Raw genomic sequence first — 23,890 nt, 5'->3', positions numbered from 1 at the left:
CGTATAGAGGTTCTTAGCATTTATTTCGCAATTAACCTTCGATTTGGCAATAACAAGATCAAAGGTCATAAAAAAGGAACGTCCAAAGCAGCCCATCAGTCACTAAGTAAGCGACTTGAATACCCTGGGTGCCGTGCCCGGGAACCACTCAAGAGTCCCCGGCGAGCATCGGGGTCAACCGAGGAGTTTACGACTGATGAGCAAGAAGCCTACGACCGATAAAAGCCAGATGGCCGGAACCGATGCCCCGGATCGCGCCAACACCAACGCCAAACTCGACAGCCTGGAAAAGTTTCGCTCCGATGCCACCGGCCAGGCCCTGCGAACGAACCAAGGCGTGAAGATCGCCGACAACCAGAACACCCTTAAGGCCGGTCCGCGCGGACCGTCGTTGCTTGAAGACTTCATCATGCGGGAAAAAATCACGCATTTTGACCATGAGCGCATTCCGGAACGCATCGTCCACGCACGCGGCACCGGCGCGCATGGTTTCTTTCAAGCCTACGAGAACCATTCGGAGCTGACCAAGGCGGGTTTCCTACAGGATCCGGGGAAAAAGACGCCCGTGTTCGTACGCTTTTCCACGGTGCAGGGCCCGCGTGGTTCCGGCGATACCGTGCGTGACGTGCGCGGCTTCGCGGTGAAGTTCTTCACCGACGAAGGCAACTTCGACCTGGTCGGCAACAACATGCCGGTGTTTTTCATTCAGGACGCGATCAAGTTTCCCGACTTCGTTCACGCGGTAAAACCTGAGCCGCACAATGAAATCCCGACTGGCGGCTCCGCCCACGATACGTTCTGGGATTTCGTTTCGCTGGTACCGGAATCGGCGCACATGGTCATCTGGGCGATGTCCGACCGGGCGATCCCGAAAAGCCTGCGCAGCATGCAGGGCTTCGGCGTGCACACCTTCCGGCTGATCAACGCCGAGGGTAAATCGCGCTTCGTCAAATTCCACTGGCGCCCTACTGCCGGCACTTGCTCGCTGGTCTGGGACGAGGCGCAGAAGCTCGCCGGTAAAGACACCGACTACCACCGTCGCGACCTCTGGGAAGCGATCGAGATGGGTGACTACCCGGAATGGGAACTCGGCGTGCAGATCATCGAGGAGGAAAACGAGCACGACTTCGATTTCGACATCCTCGACCCGACCAAGCTGATCCCCGAAGAAATCGTGCCGATCACCCCGCTCGGCAAAATGACCTTGAACCGCAACCCGGACAACTTCTTTGCCGAGACCGAGCAGGTCGCGTTCTGTCCTGGCCACATCGTGCCGGGTATCGATTTCTCCAATGACCCGTTGCTGCAAGGCCGGCTGTTTTCCTACACCGATACGCAAATCAGCCGACTTGGTGGGCCGAATTTTCACGAGTTGCCGATCAACCGGCCGGTGGCGCCGTTCCACAACGGCCAGCGCGATGCGCAACACCGTACGGTGATCGACAAGGGTCGCGCTTCTTATGAGCCGAACTCGATTGATGGCGGCTGGCCGAAAGAAACTCCGCCTGCCGCGCAGGACGGTGGCTTCGAAAGTTATCCAGAGCGCATTGATGCGAACAAGATCCGCCAGCGCAGCGAGTCGTTCAGCGATCACTTCTCCCAAGCGACGTTGTTCTTTAACAGCATGAGCGACCACGAGAAAGAGCACATCATTGCCGCCTACAGCTTCGAGCTGGGCAAGGTTGAGCGCGAGTTCATCCGGGCGCGGGAAGTGAACGAGATTCTGGCCAACATCGACCTGGAGCTGGCCAAGCGTGTGGCGGCCAATCTGGGTCTGCCTGCGCCGAGTAAAGGTACGGTCGATGTACGCAAGACGTCGTTCGATCATTCGCCGGCATTGAGTCAGGCGAACCTGTTGCCAGAAAATATCAAGACACGAAAAGTGGCGATTCTTGCTGCTAACGGTGTCGATGGTGCAGCGATTGATGCGATGAAAAAAGCATTGGCCGCTGAAGGCGCACACGCCAAGTTACTTGGGCCGACTTCGGCACCAGTGAAGACCGCTGACGGCAAAATGTTGCCCGTGGATGCTTCTATGGAAGGCATGCCATCAGTAATCTTCGATGCGGTGTTCGTGCCGGGTGGCGCGGCGTCGGTCAAGGCATTGAGCGGCGACGGTGTGGCTTTGCATTACCTGCTGGAGGCGTACAAGCACTTGAAGGCGATTGCGTTGCACGGGGATGCCAAGCAGTTGCAGGATCTGCTGAAGCTTGAGGCGGATGCTGGATTGCTGCAAGGCAAGGATGTGCCGGCGTTGACCAAGCCGTTCTTTGCGGCGATCGGGCAGCATCGGGTTTGGGCGCGGGAGCCTAAGGCGAAGGCCATTCCGGCTTAAAAGCAAAAAAGATCGCAGCCTTCGGCAGCTCCTACAGGGTGTACCTCAATCCCATGTAGGAGCTGCCGCAGGCTGCGATCTTTTTACGGTTTACGCGGGCTCAAAACCATCTGCGCCGGCACGGTGCGCACGATCTGCTTCTCAATTTCCAGATCAAAATCCGGATTCAATTTCTTGACCCGCTTGGTCAGCAACGTCGCCAACCAAGGATAGTCATTCGTGCGTGGCGCCTGAATGGTCACCCCACACTCATAATTCACCACATCAGCGGCGATCGCATCGAGTTGACGACGAAGTTTGCGGCTATCGGTGATATTCAGCGCAACCGTGGTGCTCTCGGCCGTCGGATCGATCACCCTGGCTTTCGGCTTGGCTTCGGCGGCCAGCAACGCAGCCTCAGCCTTTTCCAGCTCAACCTTGCGCGCTTCAGTGATGGCACCATTGACGCCACCGGTCAGCGCCGGGGCTTTCGGCATTAGCGCACGGGCACGGCTCAACGCTGTGGCGGCGGCATTCACATCACCCTTCTGCAGCACAATCTGGCTGCGACGCAGATACGCCTCGGCCAATTGCCGCTGGTATTGCTCAAGGGATTGGTCGTTTGGAGTTTCTTTCTGCAAAGCGGCCAATTGGTCTTCTGCCGTGGCCAGTTCGCTGCTGGCCAGGCTTTGCTCCAGCTGTGCGATGGCCGTAGCCCGCGCATCGGGGGCTTCGGCCACCGGCGGCGTGCTTTGGCAGGCGCCCAGCAGCACTGAAAATGCGACAAGGAGCAGATAACGGGAGGCGAACGGCTTCATTCCTGCGACTCTCTATTTGCGCAAAAAGCGGCCAAGTCTACACCCCACGACGGGGCAGAACAAAACTCAGCAGAAACAGTGCGGCCGCCGTCACAACGATTGACGGCCCCGCCGGAGTGTCCTTGAACCACGACAAGGCCAGCCCGCCACACACCGCGAGCATGCCCAGCAGGCTCGCGCCCAGCGCCATCTGCTCCGGCGAGCGGGCGTGACGCTGTGCCGCAGCCGCCGGGATGATCAACAGCGACGTAATCAGCAACACACCGACGATTTTCATCGCCACCGCGATCACCACCGCAATCAACAACATCAGCGCCATGCGCAGACCTGCAACCGGCAAGCCTTCGACTTTGGCCAGTTCTTCGTGCACGGTGATCGCCAGCAATGGCCGCCACAGTGTCACCAGCAACACCAGCACCGCCGCGCTGCCGCCGAGAATCCAAGCCAGATCGGTCGGGCTGATCGCCAGCAGGTCGCCGAACAGATAGGCCATCAGGTCGATCCGCACTTCATGCATGAAGCTTAGTACCACCAGGCCGAGAGAGAGCGTGCTGGGTGCGAGAATTCCCAAAAGCGTGTCAGACGCCAGCGGTTGGCGCTGTTGCAAAGTCACCAAAAGCACCGCCAGCAGCAGGCAGCCTACGGTGACCGCAACGGTCGGGCTGACATCCAGCAAAAAGCCCAGCGCCACGCCGAGCAGCGCCGCGTGGGACAGGGTGTCGCCGAAATACGCCATGCGCCGCCAGACCACGAACGAACCCAGCGGACCTGCAACGATCGCCAACGCCAGACCTGCAAGCAGGGCATACAACAGAAAATCAGCCATGCTTGCAGTTGTCTCCGTGAACGTGAGGTTGGCCAATAACCGGCCCTTTGACCACCGAACCGTGCAGGTCGTGAGCGTGGTCGTGATGGTGGTGATAGACCGCCAGGCTCTGCGCGTTCTTGCCGAATAGTTCGACGAACGCCGGATCGCCGCTGACCTGCTCGGGATGCCCGGAGCAGCAGACGTGGCGGTTGAGGCAGACCACCTGATCGGTGGTGCTCATCACCAGATGCAAATCGTGGGACACCATCAACACGCCGCAGCCGTGGCGGTCGCGCAGACGGGTGATCAGGCTGTACAGCTCGGCCTGGCCGGCGACGTCGACGCCTTGCACCGGCTCGTCGAGCACCAGCAATTCCGGCTCGCGCAGCAACGCTCGCGCCAGCAGCACACGCTGCATTTCACCGCCGGAAACGCTTTGCACCGGGCTGTCGATAACATGCTCGGCGCCGACTTCTTTCAACGCGGCCAACGCACGCGGACGGTCAACGCCCGGCACCAGACGCAGAAAGCGCAGCACCGACAGCGGCAAGGTTGGATCAACGTGGAGTTTTTGCGGCATGTAACCGACGCGCAGTTTCGGCTTGCGCCAGACGCTGCCGCTGTCCGGCTTCAACAGCCCGAGCACGGCGCGCACCAGCGTGGTTTTGCCGGCGCCATTGGGGCCGATCAGGGTGACGATCTGGCCGGGCTCGACGCTCAGCTCGATGTTGTCCAGCACAGCCTGCCCGGCAAACGTGACGGCGACCTGTTCCAGACGGATCAGCGCATTGCTCATCAAGCCCCCTGGCAACCGGAGCACAGGCCGACGACTTCGACGGTCTGCGCTTCGACGATGAAACCGACATCCTTGGCGCTGTTGATGATCGCGTCGCTGATCACTTTTTGTTCAAGTTCGATGGCCGCGTGGCAATCGCGGCAAATCAAGAACTGGCCTTGATGCGCGTGTTCCGGGTGCACACAGCCAACGAAGGCGTTGAGCGAGGAGATGCGGTGCACCAGGCCGTTTTCCAGCAGGAAATCCAGCGCACGGTACACGGTTGGCGGCGCGGCGCGGCGGCCGTCCTGCTCGCTGAGCACGGCGAGAATGTCGTAGGCGCCCAGCGGTTTGTGGCTTTGCCACACCAGTTCCAGCACCCGGCGGCGCAACGCGGTCAGGCGCAAGCCTTTCTGGGCGCACAAGGTATCGGCCTCGGACAAAGCGCTGTGCACGCAATGAGAGTGGTCGTGGGGACGGCTGGCGATCGGTGTAATAGGCATGGGCGGCGACGAGTTTTGATAGAGACGTTATTATGTTACCCGTTCTCGCCTCCTTGAGTGGTCATCGTGTCCCGACTTTTTTCTGTTTTTGTGGCTTTTGTCGCCAGTTTTCTGCTGATCGGTTCGGCTCAGGCCGAGGTCAAAGTCCTCACCAGCATCAAACCGCTGCAGCTGATTGCAGCGGCCGTGCAGGACGGCGTAGCGATTCCCGAAGTGCTGCTGCCACCGGGCGCCTCGCCGCACAATTACGCCCTGCGGCCATCCGACGTACGGAAGGTGCAATCGGTCGATCTGCTCTACTGGATCGGCCCGGACATGGAAGGTTTCCTGCCGCGCGTGCTGAATGGTCGTACGCTGCCGAGCGTCGCCGTGCAGGATCTGCCGGGGATGAAACTGCGGCGTTTTGCTGAAGATAGCCACTCCCACGCGGAAGAGGCCGACGAGCATGATCACGACCACCGTCCGGGCACGCTCGATGCGCATTTGTGGTTGTCGCCGGTCAATGCGCGGGTGATTGCCGACAAGATGGCGGCAGATTTGAGCGCTGCCGACCCGGCCAACGCCGAGCGTTATCAGAGCAATGCCAAGGCGTTTGACGCGCGTCTGGATGCACTGGATCAGCGTTTGAAGAAGCGTCTGGCCAGTGTTGAAGGCAAGCCCTACTTCGTCTTCCACGAGGCGTTTGATTACTTTGAAGAAGCTTATGGCCTGAAGCATGCCGGTGTGTTCAGCGTGGCTGCCGAAGTGCAGCCGGGCGCGCAGCATGTCGCGGCGATGCGCAAGCGTTTGCAGGAAGTGGGCAAGACTTGTGTGTTCAGCGAGCCGCCGTTGCGTCCGCGTCTGGCGGAGACGCTGGTGGCTGGCCTGCCGGTGAAACTGGCTGAGCTGGATGCGTTGGGCGGGTACACCCCGGCGACGGCTCAGGGCTATGAGCAGGTGTTGGAGAAGCTGGGTAACGATCTGGCCGGGTGCCTGGAATCTCTGTAGCCCCATAAAAAAAGATCGCAGCCTTCGGCAGCTACAGGATGTACACCAATCCCATGTAGGAGCTGCCGAAGGCTCGGGCCGCGTTCGGACGATCTTTTGATCTTAAAGCGCGAAAGGCAAAGGTGTGTGAACCTGCTGCCGCTGCGCCAAGCGCTGTTCAAACTCCTGCGGATCGTGAATCAACACATCCTGCCCGGCGAATTGCTCCGCCGCGATCAACCGCGACAACCAGAACCGCACACACGCCACGCGCAGCATCGTCGGCCACAACTCAGCCTCCGCCGCCGTAAATGGTCGCAGCGCCGCATAAGCGCCAAGGAATGCGCGAGCACGCGGGCCATCAATCAGACCGTCCTCGTCCGAACACCAGTCATTCAAGGCAATCGCCACGTCATACAGCATCGGCCCCGAGCAGGCGTTGTAGAAGTCGATCAGCCCGGTTAGGTGCGTGCCTTCAAACATCGCGTTATCGCGGAACAGGTCGGCATGAATATTCGCCCGAGGCAGCGCGAGGATCTTGTCTTTACCCTCGGTAATTTCATCCAGCGCCTTCTGCAGCAAGGCACGCGGCTCATCGCTCAGGTGCGAGAGAAACTCGGTGCCCTCTTCCAGCATCCAGTCCAGGCCTCGATCGGTCTTGCGCTTGATCATGCGCTCGCCCTGGGTCGCCAGGTGCAGGTGCGCCTGCAACTCGCCGACCTGCGCGCAATGCTGGGCATTGGCGACCTTGATGTGCTTGCCGGACAGCCGCGGTTGCAACAGTGCCGGTTTACCTTTCAGCTCACGCAGCGCCACGCCGTCGGTGGTGCGCAATGCGTACGGCACCGGCAGATCGGCTTCGTGGAGCACATCAAGCAGGTCGATGAAGAACGGCATCTCCTGCACCGGGCCGCGCTCGACCAGGGTCAGGACGAATTCGCCCTGCTCCAGGCTGATAAAGAAGTTGGTGTTTTCGCTGCCGGCGGCGATCCCCTGGAAATCAAGCAGACGGCCAAGCCCGTAAGGGGCGAGAAAGGTTTCCAGCTCGGGCCGAGCCAGGGGAGTGAACACAGACATGTTTTAACTGCCAATACGGGCGCCGCCAATCGCGGCGCCGGGTGAATTAAAAACTTACTTCCATTCGAAAATCTTCCATGACGGAATCAGCATATCCGGCTGATCCGAGCGGATGAAGTTGGCATCCGTCCCGTCTGCGCGCACCAGAAAGTACGGTGGTGCGCCCTTCGGCGTGACTTTGATCGCGTACAGGAAGCCGTTTTGACGGTACTCCTGAATCGTCTTGTCGCCTTCCGTGCGAATGGTGACTTCAGGATCTCCCGACGGTGCATCATCCGCCGCCATCGCGGCCAACGGTGAGGCAGCAATCAGACCGACCAGCAGCAAGCGATTTAACGTACGCATGATAACCTTGTCCCTTTGTCGTCAACGGTCCCGCTATTCTAGCGCCGGACCCGCCGAAAAGGTTGATCCTGCTCATGAGCCAAGCCCCCCTCGTCCTGGTGGACGGTTCGTCTTACCTGTACCGCGCCTTTCACGCGCTGCCACCACTGACCACTTCCAAAGGCCTGCCGACCGGTGCGGTCAAAGGCGTGCTGAACATGCTCAAGAGTCTGCGCAAGCAGTACCCGGACAGCCCGTTCGCCGTGGTGTTCGACGCCAAGGGTGGGACATTTCGCGATGAGATGTACGCCGAATACAAAGCCAATCGCCCAAGCATGCCCGACGACATGCGCGTGCAGATCGAGCCGCTGCACCAGAGCGTGATCGCCCTCGGTTTCCCGCTGCTCTGCGTGGAAGGCGTCGAGGCCGACGACGTCATCGGCACCCTCGCCCGCAGCAGCGCGGCGGCGGATCGCCCGGTGGTCATCTCCACCGGCGACAAGGACATGGCACAACTGGTCGATGGCCACATTACCTTGGTCAACACCATGTCCGGTAGCTCGATGGACGTCGAAGGCGTGAAGGAGAAATTCGGCGTCGCACCGGAGCAGATCATCGATTATCTGGCGCTGATGGGCGATTCGTCCGACAACATTCCGGGCGTTCCGGGCATTGGCCCGAAGACCGCTTCCGGCCTGCTGGTCGGCGTCAACGGTGGCCTCACCGAGCTGTACGCCAATCTCGACATCGTCCCGACCCTGCCGATTCGCGGCGCAAAAACCCTGCCGGCCAAGCTCGAAGAGCACAAGGAGATGGCGTTCCTTTCCTATCAACTGGCGACCATCAAGGTCGACGTGCCGCTGGACGTCGAACTCGACGATTTACAGATGGGCGCGGAAGACCCGGCCAAGCTTTACGAGCTGTACTCGCTGCTGGAATTCAAAAGCTGGATCAACGATCTGGATCGCGACGCCAAACGTCTGGAATTGAGCGCGACCAGCGAGCCTGCACCGGCCGGCGATCTGTTCAGCGCGCCAGACATCGAAACTCCCGCTGCTCCGACCGAAGCGGCGTACGAGACGATCCTCGATCAGGCGCGTTTCGACGTCTGGCTGGAAAAACTCAACAACGCCAAACTGTTCGCCTTCGACACCGAAACCACCGGCATCGACGCGCAACAAGCGCAACTGGTCGGTCTGTCGTTCGCCGTGCAGGCCAACGAAGCCGCATACATTCCGCTGACCCACTCCTACATCGGCGTGCCGGAGCAGCTGGATCGCGACACCGTGCTGCGCGCGTTGAAGCCGCTTCTGGAAGACCCGAGCAAGCTCAAGGTCGGCCAGCACGCCAAGTTCGACATGAACATCCTGGCCAACTGCGCCATCGGTGGCGACCAGAACAACGGCATCACCGTGCGCGGCATCGCTTTCGACACGATGCTTGAGTCTTACGTGCTCAACTCCACCGCCACCCGTCACGACATGGACAGCCTCGCGCAGAAGTACCTGGATCACACCACCGTGAGCTTCCAGGACATCGCCGGCAAAGGCGCCAAGCAGCTGACCTTCGACCAGATCGCGCTGGAGCAGGCCGGGCCGTATGCCGCCGAAGACGCTGATATCACCCTGCGTCTGCACCAGACCCTGTTCGAAAAACTCAGCGCCATCCCGAGTCTGGCCAGCGTTTTGACCGACATCGAGATCCCGCTGGTGCCCGTTCTCGCGCGCATCGAGCGTCAAGGCGCGTTCGTTGATGCTGAACTGCTCGGCATCCAGAGCATCGAGTTGGGCAACAAGATGGTGGCGCTGGAGCGCGAAGCGTTCGAAATCGCCGGGGAAGAATTCAACCTAGGTTCGCCGAAGCAATTGGGCGTGATTCTCTACGAGAAGCTCGGTCTGCCGGTACTGAAGAAGACCGCCAAGGGTCAGCCGTCAACCGCTGAAGAAGTGTTGGCGAAACTCGCCGAAGACGATCACCGTTTGCCGAAGGTGCTGATGGAGCACCGCTCGATGAGCAAGCTGAAAAGCACCTACACCGATCGCCTGCCAGAGCAGATCAACCCACGCACCGGCCGTATCCACACCTCGTATCATCAAGCAGTGGCGTCGACCGGTCGCTTGTCCTCCAGCGATCCGAACCTGCAGAACATTCCGGTGCGTACCGCTGAAGGCCGGCGCATTCGTCAGGCGTTCGTCGCGCCGAAAGGCTACAAACTGCTCGCGGCGGACTATTCGCAGATCGAACTGCGGATCATGGCGCACCTGTCCAAGGACGAAGGCCTGATGAACGCCTTCCGCAACAATCTGGACGTGCACACCGCCACCGCTGCCGAAGTGTTCAAGGTCGAACTCAACGAAGTGACCTCCGACCAGCGCCGTGGCGCCAAGGCGATCAACTTCGGTCTGATCTACGGCATGGGCGCGCAGAAGCTCGGCAAAGACATCGGCGTCGACACCAAGACCGCCAAGGCTTACATCGACACCTACTTCGCCCGTTACCCAGGCGTTCGCGAGTACATGGATCGCACCCGCGCGCAGGCTGCGGATCAGGGCTATGTCGAGACCTTCTTCGGTCGTCGTCTGTATCTGCCGGAGATCAACTCGAACAAGCCGCAGGAACGCGCTGCCGCGGAACGCACGGCGATCAACGCGCCGATGCAGGGCACTGCTGCCGACATCATCAAGAAAGCCATGGTGGCGGTGGATGAGTGGCTGGCGACGTCCGGGCTGGACGCTCGCGTCATCCTGCAGGTACACGATGAATTGGTGCTGGAGGTTCGCGAGGATCTGGTCGAGCAAGTCAGCGCCGAAATCCGCGTGCACATGAGCGAAGCGGCGAAACTGGATGTGCCGCTGCTGGTCGAAGTCGGTGTGGGCAACAATTGGGATGAGGCTCACTGAGCCTTTTGAACACGGTTTGCCGCGACCTGTTGTCGCGGCAACGCCGGTAAAACCGGCTTATTTCAAAAAGCGCTTGGGATTATTCCAAAGCTTTTTGAAAAAAATCTGAACTAATCTGGAAGGACACCACTCAGAGTTACTGAATGGCTGGTGAAGCCCTTCGATGCTCCTATGTTGTGTTAAGTGTTGGCAGATATCTGAACCCCGCCCTAGCGGTTCGGAACTTAAACCCCGGAACTTCTCCCTCCCCAATGAAGTCCGGGGCTTTTTTTGCCCCAAAACTGGCTGTGATGCCGTCATGCTGCGTTAAAAGCACCGCTAAAAATGCTCATTTAGGTACCCTAAACTCCGCTTTTTAGCGGTGCTTTCGCCTTGCCTGACAGCACCACAGACAGTTTTGAAATTGTCTTACTCGGCTGCCGCCTCGGCGCCTTTGTCTGCGAGTTCCATCCAGCCGGCCAGTACAGTGTAGGCCTCTTCCAGGCCCATGCGTTTTGGCGCGGAGAACAGCTGGATGGTGACCAGATCACCCCAACCCTTGCGGATTTCCGACTGCACTTTGAGCAAGGTGTTCTTGGCCGCGCCGTAAGTCAGCTTGTCGGCCTTGGTCAGCAGGATGTGCATCGGCATGCCGGCCGCAACGGCCCAGTCAAGCATCAGCAAGTCGAAGTCGGTCATTGGATGACGGATGTCCATCATCAGAATCAAACCCTTCAAACTCTCGCGGCCACCGAGGTAAGCCTCAAGGTGACGCTGCCAGTGCATCTTCAACGGGATCGGTACTTTTGCGTAACCGTAGCCCGGCAGGTCGACCAGACGGCGATCTTCGTCTAGCTTGAAGAAGTTCAACAGCTGTGTGCGACCCGGGGTTTTCGAGGTTCGCGCCAGGCTGGCGTGAGTCAGGGTGTTCAGTGCGCTGGATTTGCCGGCGTTGGAACGGCCGGCAAACGCTACTTCAAAGCCTTCGTCGTCAGGGCATTGATCGACTTTGGCGGCACTGAGCATGAACGTGGACTGTTGGCACAGGCCGAGGATGGGATTCTTGAGTTGCATGGGATTTCCGATGTGGGCGGCGCCGGGATTGGGCGCGGAACGCGGTGTCGCTTCCGTTTCAGTGACGCCAGTATATAATGCCGCAGATTTTGTGTGTGCTTTGTCCCAGCGTAGGATGAAGTTCACGAGAGCGACAGACCTTGATTGCGCATTAGAACGCAGAACGCTCTCAACCCTGAAAAGGTCGTTTTATGACGAAATGGCTGCTGGCTGCCGGAGTCTTGATGCCGCTTTACAGCGCACAGGCTACACAGGATCCGGAAGCTGTGTACAACCGTGTTTGTGGTGCCTGTCATTCCGGCCAACTACCCATGGCGCCCAAAAGAGGCGATCAGGAAGCTTGGACGCCGAGGTTGGCGAAAGGTATGGGGACGCTGGTGCAACACGTGACCCAGGGTTTCAAGGCGATGCCGCCGCGTGGTTTGTGCATGGACTGCAGTGCCGAGGATTACCAAGCCATCATCCTTTGGATGAGCGAGTAAACCCGGTCCATAACTTAACCCTTAGCCGTAGTTGGATTAGCTGATGAACAAATTGATCGTGAGTCTGCTGTTGACCGTGGGAATTTCAGGCTTCGCCCATGCTGCTGGTGATGCCGCAGCGGGCCAGGCAAAAGCCGCCGTCTGCGGAGCCTGCCATGGCCCGGACGGCAACAGCATGGCGCCAAACTTTCCGAAACTGGCCGGTCAAGGTGAACGCTACCTGACCAAGCAACTGCACGACATCAAGTCGGGCAAGCGCACCGTTCTGGAAATGACCGGGCTGCTGACCAACCTGAGCGATCAGGACCTGGCCGACATCGCGGCGTACTTCGCCAGCCAGAAAGGCAGCGTCGGCGCCGCTGATCCGAAGATCGTCGCACGCGGTGAAGCGCTGTTCCGTGGCGGCAACCTCGCCAAGGGCCTGCCAGCCTGCACCGGCTGCCACTCGCCGAATGGCGCCGGCAACGCCGCTGCCGGCTTCCCGCACCTGGGCGGCCAACACGCTCAATACATCACCAAGCAACTGACCGATTTCCGCAAGGAAGAAGGCGGCCGCACCAACGACGGCGATACCATGACCATGCAGACCATTGCCAAGCGCCTGAGCGACGAAGACATCGCTGCGGTCTCCAGCTACATTCAGGGTCTGCACTAAGCGCTTCGTATCGGGCGTTGAGCGAGGCTGAAGATCAAAAGATCGCAGCCTTCGGCAGCTCCTACAGGGGGGTTACGCTACTCAATGCAGGAGCGGACATCTCCTGCAACGTTAACGCTCGATTAATCCGTCGCAGCAAGTATAAAAAGGGTGGCTTTGGCCGCCCTTTTTTGTGGCCGCTGCCGTTACACTACAGAACTCATGCCCGCCAGGATCTGTCTGAAAACAGGTCGCGCGAGGCGACCAAAATTGTCCAGGAGTAAAGCATGCGTAATCTGATCATCAGCGCCGCTCTCGTCGCTGCCAGCCTGTTCGGCGTGACCGCTCAAGCCGCCGAAGCACCTGCCGCCCCTTACGTGGAGCTGGCCAACCCGGTACCGGTTGCAGAGCCTGGCAAGATCGAAGTGGTCGAGCTGTTCTGGTACGGCTGCCCGCACTGCTACGCCTTTGAACCGGTGATCAACCCTTGGGTTGAAAAACTGCCCTCCGACGTCAACTTCGTGCGCATCCCTGCCATGTTCGGTGGCCCGTGGGATGCTCACGGCCAGATGTTCCTGACCCTCGAAGCCATGGGTGTCGAGCACAAGGTTCACAACGCCGTGTTCAATGCGATCCAGAAGGAACACAAGAAGCTGACCGACAAGAACGACATGGCTGACTTCCTCGCCACCCAAGGCGTGGACAAGGACAAGTTCCTCGCCACTTTCGACTCGTTCGCCATCAAAGGTCAGATCGTAAAAGCTCGCGAACTGGCCAAGAAGTATGAAATCACTGGCGTGCCAACCATGATCGTCAACGGCAAATACCGCTTCGACATCGGCTCTGCCGGTGGTGCCGAGCAAGCTCTGCAACTGGCTGACCAACTGGTTGCCAAAGAGCGAGCGGCAACCAAGGCTGCTGCCAACTAAGCGCGGCAACCGCCATGCGCCGCTGGAAGTCTGAACGCATCGTTGGCCTGCATGACCCGCAGGTCAACGAGCATCACCTGGAATCCACGGGCCTGCCCGCAGACCAGCGTCTGCGTCTGCTCAGTTTCAATATCCAGGTCGGCATCAGCACCGAGCGCTATCGGCATTACCTGACCCGTAGCTGGCAGCACCTGCTGCCGCACAACGGCCGCTCAGGCAACCTGCAAAAGATCGGCGATCTGCTCGGCGACTTCGATCTGGTCGCCCTGCAGGAAGCTGATGGCGGCAGCCTGCGTTCGGGCTACGTCAATCAGGTCGAACATCTGGCCCATCTCGGCGCCTTCCCCTACTGGTATCAACAACTAAATCGCAACCTCGGTCGGCTGGCCCAGCACAGCAATGGCGTGCTCAGTCGCTTGAAACCGTGGGCGATCGAAGATCACCCGCTGCCCGGCCCGAAAGGTCGTGGCGCGATTCTGCTGCGTTTCGGCGAAGGCCCGGAAGCGCTGGTGGTAGTGATGATGCACCTGGCCCTCGGCGCGCGTACGCGCAGCCTGCAACTGGGCTACATTCGTGAGCTGATCGGCGGCTATAAACATCAAGTATTGATGGGTGACATGAACACCCACGCCAGCGATCTGCTACAACACTCTCCGTTACGCGATCTCGGCCTGCTGGCCCCACAGGTGGAAGCGACATTCCCCAGCTGGCGTCCACAGCGTTGCCTTGATCATATTTTGCTCAGCCCGACCCTGACCCTGGAAAAGGTCGAAGTGCTGGCACAACCGATTTCCGATCACCTGCCGGTCGCGGTAGAGATTCGTCTGCCGGGTTCGCTCACGGCCGATGCATTGCCCGCGTTGAGTCCTGCCCCTCGCGGAAACCCTGAATGAGCGACGACGCCCAGCGCTGGAAAGAGAAGTACCTCAAAAGCATCGAACAACAGGACAAACTCGAACGTCGCTGGGCCGCCAGGCTCGACTTGCTGCGTCGCGGCCTGGTGCGCAGCACGCTGGCGGCTGAAGGCACCGATAAAGTCGTTGATCAGTGCATGAAAGAGATGCGCGACGTGGTGCGCACTGATGACATGGACGCCGGCCTCGCCGCCCTCCTGCCGCGCCTGGAAAAAGCCGTGCTCGATTCCGAGCAACGCCGCGAAACCCGCATTGATCAGGTCAGCACCGCGCTGACATCGCTGGTTACCCAGTTGCAGGCGTTGCCGCTGCCGCGTGAAGTCGCCCAGCCCTTGAAGAAGTTCGCCAAACAACTGGATGGCCGCGTCGGCTCTGCGCGAGAAATGCCATTGCTGCTGAGCGAACTCAGCGGCTTGCAGGGTAAGGCATTAAGTCAGTTGGACACCCCGGCAGAGCCGGGTCGCCCGAGTCTGCTGCAACGGCTGTTCGGTAGCCGCGACAGCGAAGAAGCGCCAGCGACAGAAGCACCCGCGCCTCTGCAAGCCACGCCGCCACAACCGCTTGCCCCTCCGGCGCCTGAAGCAGAAGCCGCACAGCCCGCCCCTGTCGCGGCGATCGAAGCCGTGACGGCACCTTCTGCCATCGAAGCACCAGTACCTGCCGAAACAACGACGCCAGCCGCCCAGGCTCAGTTGGAACCGGAACCGGCAGAAGTGGTTACCTTTGTGCCACCGAAGGTCGTCAGCACAGACAGCAGTCCTCCGGTCGAACAGCAGACTGAGCACTTCGAGCCCGAGCCTGTTTTCACCCCGGCTGCTGCTCAGAATGAAATCGCGCCTGCCGCCTTCAATCCTGATGAACTGATCCACCCCGGCGATCCGACACCACTGATCCTGGACAGCCTGCCACTGCCCGAGCCAATTGCCCAGGCACTGGCCGCCATCGACCCGGAGCAGCCCGAGCACGACATCCTGTTCGCCCTGCCGGACACCCCCGAGCCATCCTATAGCTCCGTGGCCAAACACATCGAAGACACCCTGATCGGGCTGCTCGACGACCTGACCCTGCCGGAACGCCACCGTCCGCAAGCCGAAGCCATGCGCGAACGGCTCAAACACGGTTTGAACTGGTACGAACTGATCCCGATCCTCGACGATCTTGCGACGTTGATGCTGGCGATTACCGACAGCGGCCAGCACGAATTCGAAGCCTACCTGCAGCAACTCAACGAACGCCTCGAAGCATTCCAGAGCAATCTGCAAGCCGCCAGCGAGGGCCATGCCGACAACAGCTCGGCGGCCCGGGCCATGGACACGCAGATCCGCGAGCAAGTCGACGGCTTGCAGACCAGCATGCAGGAAGCCGCCGACCTGGACGACCTCAAGCAAGTGCTGGAAAACCATCTTGAAGGCCTGATTGGCACCATGGACCAGCACCAGAAGCAGCGCGACGCCCGCGAGCAGGAAGTGGCAGCGCGGCTCAAAGGCCTGTCCGAACGCGTGGCGCATATGGAGCAGGAAGCCCAGGGTTTCCGTGAACACCTCGAAGAACAGCGCCAGAAAGCCTTGATCGACCCACTCACCGGCCTGCCCAATCGCGCTGCGTGGAGCGAACGCCTCGAGCATGAAATCAAGCAGTGGCAGCAGCACGGCAACACCTTGAGTCTGGCCATGCTCGACCTCGATCACTTCAAACGCATCAACGACAACTACGGCCATTTGGCCGGCGACAAGGTGCTGAAGATCATTGCCACCGTGTTGCGCAAACGCCTGCGCGGCTCCGACTTCATTGCCCGTTTCGGCGGGGAAGAGTTCGTTTTGTTGATGCCGGCAACGCCGCCGGCAGTCGGCGCCAAACTGTTGGAAACCCTGCGCGCAGCGATCGAAGCCTGCCCTTTCCACTTCAAGGGCGAGCGGGTGACGATCACCATTTCCATGGGACTGGCAACTTTCCGTGCAGGTGAACACAGTGATCTTGTGTTGAAAAGAGCCGATCAGGCGCTATACCGCGCTAAAAATGCAGGACGCAACCGGGTCGAGCTCGGCTAAGCAAATTGTTCCATTTTGTTTAAATCCGCCCGCTGACCGTCGAGACGCAAGGCAGTACGTTACACTGTTGCATTATTGTCTTGCGTGTACTGCCTTCTGCCATGAAATTCTTTGCCCTCCTCGCGTCGCTGCTGGTTCTGGCCGGTTGTGCCAGCGCTCCGCGTTACAACACCAGCCATCCTTCGGCCAATTACGACAGCCGCATCCAGTTCGTGATCGTGCATTACACGTCGGCTTCGCTGGAGCGCTCGCTGCAATTGCTGACCCACGGTGAAGTCAGCAGCCATTACCTGATTGGCGACGACAAGAGCGGCACCGTCTACAAGCTGATGGACGAAAACCAGCGCGCCTGGCACGCCGGCGAAAGCCAATGGCAGGGCCGCACCTGGCTCAATTCCAGTTCGATCGGCATCGAAATCGTCAATCCAGGCTTCAAGGACACTCCGACCGGGCGTCTGTGGTATCCGTACAGCGAAGCGCAAATTCAGTCGCTGATCGCCCTCCTCAAGGACATCAGCAAGCGTAACGGCATCAGCCCGCGCCATATCATCGGTCACAGTGACATCGCACCGCTGCGCAAACTCGACCCGGGCCCGTTGTTCCCGTGGAAGCGTCTTGCCGCTGAAGGCTTGGGCGTGTGGCCAAACGAAGCAGCGGTGAAGCGTCAGCAAGCGCTGTTCAACAGTAGTGAACTGCCGAGCATCAGCTGGTTCCAGGCGCAATTGGCGCACCTGGGCTACGACACGCCGCAGACCGGCGAACTGGACGTTGCGACGCGCCATGTCCTCGCCGCGTTCCAGATGCACTTCCGTCCTTCGCGCTTCGATGGCACGCCGGATGTGCAAACGGCGGCGTTGTTGCTGGTCCTCAATCAGACAAAATAATGACGCCCGCCCGACGGTCAGGGCGAAATCGCAATCAGCAGCTATAACTCATTGGTAATTCTTCGGATATTCCATGATGGTTGCTACCCGAGAGACGCTGCGTAGCTGGTTTTATCGCCCTTGGTTTTTGGCGATGATCGCTGCTGTCCTTAGTGCCAGCCTGTTGATCGCCGGCGGAATGTTCGTGGCAATGCGTCAGGTCGAGCAAAGCGAAAGTCAGGAAATGAACGCGCAAGGCGAACGTTTCCTCGCCCGCCTCGAACAATTGTTCGGCCAGTTGCGTGAAAGTCTCGACGATCTCGAAGCGCAGCCATTGCGCAGTTGTGACGATGAAATGATCGCCACCTTGCAGCAAGTCACCTTCAACTATCGCTTCGTCTACGAAGCGGCTTACATGGACGCCTCACGGATCTGTTCCAACCGCCCACGCCAGGAAGGTCTGTCGGTGGTTCGTGCGCCCGATATCAAAGGCCCAACCTATAGCTATTGGCTGAACACCACCACTGAACCCGATGAAAACCGCGCGGCGCTGATGCTCGGGCGCGGCAATTTCCGAGTGGCCACGTCACGCGGTCATCTGACCGACATGGTCGATCTGTCCCCCGGCAGCAGCCTTTTGGTAGTGCTCGATCACGGCACCCGGGCCATCCCGGTGCTCGGCATGGCGCAAGACTGGCCACCCACGGAACACTGGCCACCGAAAAGCCACGATGCCCTGCAAGTCACGCAAACCCGACTGATCTACCGCATGCCCACCGACAACCCGGAGTATCAACTGGTCCTGATCACACCCAGAACCGGCATGCATATTCCGGCTATCTGGTGGTGGATGATCCCGGCCTGTCTGCTGCTTGGGGCATTTTTGGGGTTCTTCGTTTTTTTGCTGGTGCGCCAGCGCCAGTCACTGGACGCCGAACTGCACGGCGCGATCCGGCGCGGCGAGCTGCAGGTGCTCTATCAGCCCATATTCGATCTCGACAGTCGTAACTGCGTCGGCGCCGAGGCCCTGCTGCGCTGGCGCCGCCCCGATGGCACGCTGACCAGCCCCGATCTGTTTATTCCTATGGCGGAAAACACCGGGCAGATCCGCCAGATGACCGACTTCGTCCTGCAGCGCCTGCTGGAGCAACTGGGCCAGTTGCTGCGCGCCAATCCGCAACTGTATATCTCGGTTAACCTCGCTGCCTGCGACGTGATGGTGCCGCGCATCGGTCAGGTCATGGCGCGGCTGCTCACACTGCATCGGGTGGCCGCGCGGCAGATTGCCTTCGAGGTCACCGAACGTGGCTTGATTGACGTGGTGGTGGCGCGGGAAAACCTGCAAGCCTTGCGCGATGTCGGCCATCAGGTATTGATCGACGATTTCGGCACCGGCTATTGCAGCCTCGCCTACCTGCAAACCTTGCCGGTCGATTGCCTGAAGATCGACAAGGCCTTTATCGACGCCCTCGGCCATGACGCAGCGAGCAGCGGCGTCGCCCCGCACATCATTCATATGGCCCAGGCGCTGGATCTGAAGGTCATTGCCGAAGGCATAGAGCTGGAATCACAGGCGCAATTGCTCAGCAGCGAAGGCGTGAAGTTCGGCCAGGGCTGGTTGTTCGCCCATGCACTGAGCGCGGTGCAATTCATCGAACTGATTACACGTGGCCGACGCCTCGCGGGAAGGCGTATGGACGACGAAGCCTAAACGGCGAGCGCCATATAGAACTGCGTGCCCTGCCCCGGCCGCGAATAAACCCCCATACGGCCGCCATGCAGCTGGACGATTTCCTTGCACAGCGCCAGACCCAGTCCGGCGCCGCCCTTCTTGCGCCCCACCTGCACGAACGGTTCGAAGATCCTTCCTTGCTGGCCGTAGGCAATGCCTTCGCCGTTGTCTTCGACGCTGATGATCACCCGCTCGCCATGCCGACGTGCCTGCAAGCGGATCTGGCCGTCACGGGCGGTATGGCGCAAGGCGTTGTCGATGAGGTTGTCGAGCACGCGGTCGAGTTGCGCCTGATCCGCCTGCAAACGCGGCAGCGGGCTCTGCACTTCAACATTCAAGGCGATGCCTTTTTCGGCAGCCGACTCGGCAAAACGCAGCTGCGCTTGTTCCAGCAAGTCCTCGATGGAGCATGGCGCCAGGGTGAGTTTCTGCAAACCGTTCTGGTAGCGCGAGAAATTCAGCAAGTCGTTGATCAACTGCATCAAGCGCTGCATTTCTTCGTTGACCGTGTCGAGCAGGTCGGCTTCGCGGGATTCCGGGGCAAACTTCGCCCGCTCGCGGAACAGCCCGAAGGCCATGTGCATGCCGGTGACCGGTGTGCGCAATTCATGGGACGCGCGCAGGACGAATTCGCTGCGCACGCGTTCAAAGGCGCGTTGCTCGGTGACGTCATGCAAGACCATCACCGCACCGAGAATATGCCCTTGCGTGTGGCTCACCGGCGTCAGACTGTAAGTGAGCAGACGTGATTCGCCGTCGACCTCGATGCTCAGGTCTTCCGGTGCGCGTTCCAGCGTACCGCCGCGCAACACCAGTTGCAGCTGTGCATCCAGCTCCGGCCGCTGCAACGCCGTGCCCAAGCCTTGGCCGAGGCGATCATCGTCCCAACCCAACTGGCGTTGAGCGACCGGGTTGAGGTGCTCCAGATGCCCCTGGCGGTCGATCATCAGCAAGCCGTCATCGATGCTGTCGAGCACCGCTTGCAAGCGTTGCTGACCGGCCAACAGTTCATCGACGTTAGTCGCCTGATGCTCACGCAGTGCTTCGGCCATCAGGCCGAAGCGTTTGGTCAGCTGATTCATTTCCATCGCTGACGAAATCGGCAGGGTCACTTCAAAATTGCCTTGACCGATATTGTCCGCCGCTTGCGCCAGCGCCTCGATTGGCGCGCCGAAACGCCTGGCAATGCCGTGGGCCGTGATGAAACCGATGATCAGCACCGCCAATCCGACAAATCCAAGCAGACCCGCAATCAACAAGGCACGGTCCCGCGCCTCACGTTGTACCGCGTTGATGTTGTCCAGTGCATGCTTGTGTTCGGTGATCAGTCCGTTGCGCAAGGTGTTGAAGCGCTCCCGGAAGTCGGCGCTGCTGCTCATCGAGCTGGCCGGGTCACGGGACAAATCGAAAGCTTCCAGGAAGCTCAGATAATCCGCTTTTGCCCGACTGAAGCCGTATAGCCGACCATCGCCCTCTTGCTCTTGGGCGATGCCTTGGTCCAGCAACTCGAAGTAATGCTGTTTCGACGCTTCGAACGCCACGGGATCAGGCTTTTCCGCGAGCATGATGATCAGTTGATCACCCAGCGTCTGGCGCAACTTGAGCCCCAGATCCAGAGTGACGAAGTTGCTGCGCACCAAAGCCTCTTGAGTGCCGGCCATCTGCATCACGCTGACCAGCCCGAGCAGCAGCCCGAGCAACGCCACAGTGATCAGCGCGGAAATACTCAAAAACAAACGGGTCCGCAACTTCATCGCCAGTTTCATCGCCCGACACTCACAGGTTGTACTGCTTGCGCTTGCGATACAGAGTCGAAGCGTCGATTCCGAGGGTTTTCGCCGCTTGATCGAGGGTGCCGGCGGTAGCGAGAACTGCGCCGATGTGGGCTTTCTCCAACTCGTCGAGACTCAGCGCTGCGCCGACGCGAGGAGCGTTGTTGGCCGGTTGTTCGGCCATGCCGAGGTGGCTGATTTCCACGCGCTCCTGCGGGCAGATGATGCTCGCCCGCTCGACCACGTTACGCAGCTCACGAATGTTGCCTGGCCAGCGATAGCCCAACAGCGCCTCACGAGCCTCGTCGCTGAAGCCCCGTGCCGGACGCGCGTACTCTTTGACGAAACGGGCGAGGAAGCGATCGGCCAGGGTCAGGATGTCCTCGGCGCGCTCGCGCAGTGGCGGCAGGTGCAGAGTGATGACATTCAGGCGATAGAGCAGGTCCTCACGGAAACGCCCGTCACGGACCATGTCTTCAAGGTTGAGATTGGTCGCCGCCAAAATGCGCACGTCGGCGCGGCGGGTGACCGGATCCCCTACCCGCTCGTATTCCTTGTCCTGAATGAAACGCAGCAATTTTGGTTGCAATGTCAGCGGAAAATCGCCGATCTCGTCGAGAAACAGCGTTCCGCCGTCAGCCTGATTGACTCGACCCAAAGTGCTTTCGCTGGCGCCAGTAAACGCACCGCGACTGTGACCGAACAGCTCGCTTTCCATCAATTCCGCCGTCAGCGACGGGCAGTTGATGGTCACGCAGGATTTCTTCTCGCGCTTGCTCCAGCCATGAATCGCTCGGGCCAGCTCGCCTTTACCAGTACCGGACTCACCGAGGATAAGAATGTTGGCGTCGGTGCCGGCGACCTGGCGGGCGGTTTCCAGTACGACTTTCATCGCCGGGCTGTGGGAATCGAGCCCGTCTTTCGGCTTGCGGATCTCACCCTCCAGCGCCTCGAGGCGCGCTGACAGTTGACGCACTTCCAGTTGCTTGGCGGTGGCCAGGCGCAACTGATCCGGGCTGCACGGTTTGACCAGATAGTCGGCGGCGCCAGCCTGGATCGCATCTACAGCAGTATCGACAGCCGAATGCGCGGTCACAATCACCACACGCATCCATGGTGCCTGAATGCGCATCTGCGCCAGCACGTCGAGGCCGTTGTCTTCGCCCAGGCGTAAATCAAGGAAGCACAGGTCGAAGACCTGACGTTGCAACAAGGCATCGGCCTGAGCCGCGCTGTTGGCTGTGGCAACCGTATAGCCTTCATCTTCGAGGCAATAACGGAAGGTACGCAGGATGGCAGATTCGTCGTCTACCAGCAGAATGCGGCCTTGATGCTCAGTGGCAGATTCCATTTTTCCTACGCTCCATAGTGATTGGTCTTGGGTTAGTCCCGGAAAAATCGGGCAAGTTGCATGGTTGATTCTGAACGATGCCAGCCATAGGAGGGTAGCTCTCTCCTGCCCTTACAGCCAATACCTTGATTTTGTTGGTTTTTTAAACAAATTCAGATTTGCAGGGCATTCCCTGCGTACTTTTCTGACATCTTCGCCCTGCTCTCAATTCCATAAGAATGAAATCTCCTACGAAAAAATCGTGCATTGCGCACGATCCCAGAGGACCCATCGTGCAGGATGCGTCGCCAAGGCTTTTTGCAGCACTTGTAACCTATTGTTTTTATTGAATATTTTTCAAATAAAAAACTGGCATGCAGGCTGCAATACCTCATTCAGCCCGGGCAGAACATGAACTGCCCCAACCGAATAAGAGTGAGGAACCCAGGATGACTCGCCAACGTGCCGCCCAAGTGCGTATCTCGCCACTGCACATCCAGCAAGGTCTGTTTGGCGTACTGGCGCTGTTGATCACCCTGATCGCCTGTCAGCAATACCTGCTTTGGGAAAACAGCCAACAGGTTGAACCGCTGATCTCGATCCAGCACAGCACGCAAACGCACTTCAGCGCCGTCAGCAGCAGCCAGGCCGAAAGCGCCTCAATGCGCATGATGGACGTCGATCAGGCGCAGCCACTGGATCAACTGCCACGTGAAGAGCGTTGGGTTTTCTAAAAAACAATCGAATTCGGGCGCACAGCGCCGGAACACGTAACACCCCTAAATAGAGAAGTAAGGAGAATCACCATGTTGAGCTGGGCAATTACATTCTTGATCATTGCCATCATCGCTGCAGTATTGGGCTTCGGTGGTATCGCGGGCACCGCCACGGGTATCGCCAAGATTCTCTTTGTCGTGTTCCTGGTGATGTTCATCGCTTCCTTCTTCTTTGGCCGTCGCGGCCGAGGTTAACGATGAGTGCGTTAAAGACACTGGCAGCCGCCCTGCTTCTGGGCGGTAGTGCCATGGCGATGGCGGCCAATGACGGCCAGACGCGAGTCAACGAACTGTTGAGTTCCGATCCGCAATACCGGGAAACCTGGGAAGGCGTGGTAAAGAAGGAGGAACGCCTGCCGGAATGGGTGATGAACCTGTCCGGCACTTCCGAACAGCAGATGAACGCGGTGGAAGAAGATGGCGACAAGTATCTGGTTGGCCCGCTCTGCGAGAACGCAGACAAGTGCCTCAACCATCGCTTGATCGTCGCGTTCAGCTTCGACAAGGACGATGCCTACGGCATGCTGGTTGATGTACCCGAAGGCCTGCCGTCCGACAAGTCGCCGACGCGACATGCGACCTATCGCTTCTTCGGCAAACCCGATCAGGGCATGCAGGATCTGCTGATGGAAACCCTGAAGAAAGATCCAAACTGGTACTGATTCGAACATGAAGGCAGCAGCCCTGCTGCTTTCCATTGCGCCCACCTGAGGAAGGCAGGCGCATGACCAAGGGGCCGGGACGTTCTGACTGTTGCAGGGTCGGAGTGACCTACGGGTACAGGGAGTGCCTGCGCAAGGGCCGGGTCAGGGTAAAAGCTGCGCCGCAGGTTCGCCGACCCACAGTGGTTCGACGAACTTGCGCTGAGCTTT

At 59.6% G+C, this 23,890-nt stretch carries 22 protein-coding genes; 13 read left to right on the top strand and 9 right to left on the bottom strand.

The features are described 5' to 3' along the window. The first annotated feature begins 193 nt into the window (after positions 1 to 193). Entirely contained in the window at positions 194 to 2,335 is a 2,142-nt protein-coding gene (katE, locus tag FGA82_RS03870) for a catalase HPII (protein ID WP_141126117.1), read from the top strand. Positions 2,336 to 2,418: 83 nt separating this feature from the next. Here the strand turns inward: katE and FGA82_RS03865 are convergent, their stop codons facing one another. The 4 genes from FGA82_RS03865 to FGA82_RS03850 are packed head-to-tail and all read right to left on the bottom strand — an operon-like array spanning position 2,419 to position 5,218. Further along, positions 2,419 to 3,132 (bottom strand): PA5502 family lipoprotein, encoded by a 714-nt coding sequence (locus tag FGA82_RS03865; protein ID WP_141126080.1) that lies wholly within the window; start codon positions 3,130 to 3,132, stop codon positions 2,419 to 2,421. A gap of 37 nt (positions 3,133 to 3,169) precedes the next feature. Continuing rightward, positions 3,170 to 3,958, bottom strand: a complete 789-nt coding sequence (gene znuB / locus FGA82_RS03860) for a zinc ABC transporter permease subunit ZnuB (RefSeq protein WP_007911758.1) — start codon at positions 3,956 to 3,958, stop codon at positions 3,170 to 3,172. Further along, on the bottom strand, positions 3,951 to 4,736 hold the full coding sequence (gene znuC / locus FGA82_RS03855; RefSeq protein WP_007911759.1) for a zinc ABC transporter ATP-binding protein ZnuC: 786 nt from the start codon (positions 4,734 to 4,736) through the stop codon (positions 3,951 to 3,953). Before znuC ends, znuB begins: the two co-directional genes overlap by 8 nt. Beyond that, positions 4,736 to 5,218: a Fur family transcriptional regulator gene (locus tag FGA82_RS03850; protein ID WP_007911760.1), complete on the bottom strand. Its 483-nt coding sequence runs from the start codon at positions 5,216 to 5,218 to the stop codon at positions 4,736 to 4,738. The genes znuC and FGA82_RS03850 overlap by 1 nt, the downstream gene beginning before the upstream one ends. A 66-nt stretch (positions 5,219 to 5,284) precedes the next feature. Here FGA82_RS03850 and FGA82_RS03845 point away from each other — a divergent pair, with 66 nt between their 5' ends. Next, positions 5,285 to 6,205 (top strand): zinc ABC transporter substrate-binding protein, encoded by a 921-nt coding sequence (locus FGA82_RS03845; RefSeq protein ID WP_141126079.1) that lies wholly within the window; start codon positions 5,285 to 5,287, stop codon positions 6,203 to 6,205. Between the two features lie 102 nt (positions 6,206 to 6,307). Here the strand turns inward: FGA82_RS03845 and FGA82_RS03840 are convergent, their stop codons facing one another. Both FGA82_RS03840 and FGA82_RS03835 read right to left on the bottom strand, forming a co-directional pair. Further along, complete coding sequence (locus FGA82_RS03840; RefSeq protein ID WP_141126078.1) at positions 6,308 to 7,261, bottom strand: homoserine kinase; 954 nt, start codon at positions 7,259 to 7,261, stop codon at positions 6,308 to 6,310. Positions 7,262 to 7,315: 54 nt separating this feature from the next. Continuing rightward, a complete protein-coding gene (locus tag FGA82_RS03835; protein ID WP_064389732.1) occupies positions 7,316 to 7,606 on the bottom strand; it encodes a DUF2782 domain-containing protein in 291 nt (96 codons plus the stop codon). A 74-nt stretch (positions 7,607 to 7,680) separates the two neighbouring features. Between FGA82_RS03835 and polA the strand changes: the two genes are divergently transcribed. Further along, entirely contained in the window at positions 7,681 to 10,485 is a 2,805-nt protein-coding gene (polA, locus tag FGA82_RS03830) for a DNA polymerase I (protein WP_141126077.1), read from the top strand. A gap of 408 nt (positions 10,486 to 10,893) precedes the next feature. On the opposite strand, the gene yihA is transcribed toward polA, so the two are convergent. After that, the gene (gene yihA / locus FGA82_RS03825) at positions 10,894 to 11,538 is read right to left on the bottom strand and encodes a ribosome biogenesis GTP-binding protein YihA/YsxC (RefSeq protein ID WP_008081236.1); all 645 of its coding nucleotides are present in this window, start codon (positions 11,536 to 11,538) and stop codon (positions 10,894 to 10,896) included. A 191-nt stretch (positions 11,539 to 11,729) separates the two neighbouring features. Between yihA and FGA82_RS03820 the strand changes: the two genes are divergently transcribed. The 7 genes from FGA82_RS03820 to FGA82_RS03785 all read left to right on the top strand — a co-directional run bounded on the left by FGA82_RS03820 (position 11,730) and on the right by FGA82_RS03785 (position 19,119). Next, the gene (locus tag FGA82_RS03820) at positions 11,730 to 12,020 is read left to right on the top strand and encodes a c-type cytochrome (protein WP_038365005.1); all 291 of its coding nucleotides are present in this window, start codon (positions 11,730 to 11,732) and stop codon (positions 12,018 to 12,020) included. A gap of 43 nt (positions 12,021 to 12,063) precedes the next feature. Further along, positions 12,064 to 12,675: a c-type cytochrome gene (locus tag FGA82_RS03815; RefSeq protein WP_095113107.1), complete on the top strand. Its 612-nt coding sequence runs from the start codon at positions 12,064 to 12,066 to the stop codon at positions 12,673 to 12,675. A gap of 266 nt (positions 12,676 to 12,941) precedes the next feature. Continuing rightward, positions 12,942 to 13,583 carry a thiol:disulfide interchange protein DsbA/DsbL gene (locus tag FGA82_RS03805; protein ID WP_077575197.1) on the top strand — a complete coding sequence of 214 codons (642 nt, stop codon included), beginning with the start codon at positions 12,942 to 12,944 and terminating at the stop codon, positions 13,581 to 13,583. Between the two features lie 14 nt (positions 13,584 to 13,597). Further along, positions 13,598 to 14,476 (top strand): endonuclease/exonuclease/phosphatase family protein, encoded by an 879-nt coding sequence (locus tag FGA82_RS03800; protein ID WP_141126075.1) that lies wholly within the window; start codon positions 13,598 to 13,600, stop codon positions 14,474 to 14,476. After that, on the top strand, positions 14,473 to 16,545 hold the full coding sequence (locus FGA82_RS03795) for a GGDEF domain-containing protein (RefSeq protein WP_141126074.1): 2,073 nt from the start codon (positions 14,473 to 14,475) through the stop codon (positions 16,543 to 16,545). Before FGA82_RS03800 ends, FGA82_RS03795 begins: the two co-directional genes overlap by 4 nt. Before the next feature lie 101 nt (positions 16,546 to 16,646). Further along, entirely contained in the window at positions 16,647 to 17,429 is a 783-nt protein-coding gene (locus FGA82_RS03790; protein ID WP_141126073.1) for an N-acetylmuramoyl-L-alanine amidase, read from the top strand. 76 nt (positions 17,430 to 17,505) lie between these two features. Then, positions 17,506 to 19,119 carry an EAL domain-containing protein gene (locus FGA82_RS03785; RefSeq protein ID WP_171057237.1) on the top strand — a complete coding sequence of 538 codons (1,614 nt, stop codon included), beginning with the start codon at positions 17,506 to 17,508 and terminating at the stop codon, positions 19,117 to 19,119. Here FGA82_RS03785 and FGA82_RS03780 read toward each other — a convergent pair. Beyond that, positions 19,116 to 20,906, bottom strand: a complete 1,791-nt coding sequence (locus FGA82_RS03780) for an ATP-binding protein (protein WP_141126071.1) — start codon at positions 20,904 to 20,906, stop codon at positions 19,116 to 19,118. The two genes, FGA82_RS03785 and FGA82_RS03780, sit on opposite strands and share 4 nt — an antisense overlap. Positions 20,907 to 20,916: 10 nt before the next feature. After that, complete coding sequence (gene algB, locus FGA82_RS03775) at positions 20,917 to 22,263, bottom strand: sigma-54-dependent response regulator transcription factor AlgB (protein ID WP_007954049.1); 1,347 nt, start codon at positions 22,261 to 22,263, stop codon at positions 20,917 to 20,919. Positions 22,264 to 22,691: 428 nt separating this feature from the next. On the opposite strand from algB, the gene FGA82_RS03770 reads away from it, so the two are divergent. From FGA82_RS03770 to FGA82_RS03760, 3 genes are all read left to right on the top strand, one after another. Continuing rightward, on the top strand, positions 22,692 to 22,976 hold the full coding sequence (locus FGA82_RS03770; RefSeq protein ID WP_141126070.1) for a hypothetical protein: 285 nt from the start codon (positions 22,692 to 22,694) through the stop codon (positions 22,974 to 22,976). A gap of 72 nt (positions 22,977 to 23,048) precedes the next feature. Beyond that, positions 23,049 to 23,213, top strand: coding sequence for a DUF1328 domain-containing protein (locus FGA82_RS03765; RefSeq protein ID WP_003177151.1), 165 nt, complete (start codon positions 23,049 to 23,051; stop codon positions 23,211 to 23,213). A gap of 2 nt (positions 23,214 to 23,215) precedes the next feature. Further along, positions 23,216 to 23,680, top strand: coding sequence for an inhibitor of vertebrate lysozyme family protein (locus FGA82_RS03760; protein WP_141126069.1), 465 nt, complete (start codon positions 23,216 to 23,218; stop codon positions 23,678 to 23,680). Positions 23,681 to 23,890 lie beyond the last annotated feature (210 nt).

The organism is Pseudomonas fluorescens, from assembly GCF_005938625.1.
In the GTDB taxonomy this organism is placed as follows: Bacteria; Pseudomonadota; Gammaproteobacteria; order Pseudomonadales; family Pseudomonadaceae; genus Aquipseudomonas; species Aquipseudomonas fluorescens_BD.
The sequence above is the reverse complement of the archived record's forward strand: the minus strand, read 5'-3'. Positions and strand labels throughout refer to the sequence as shown.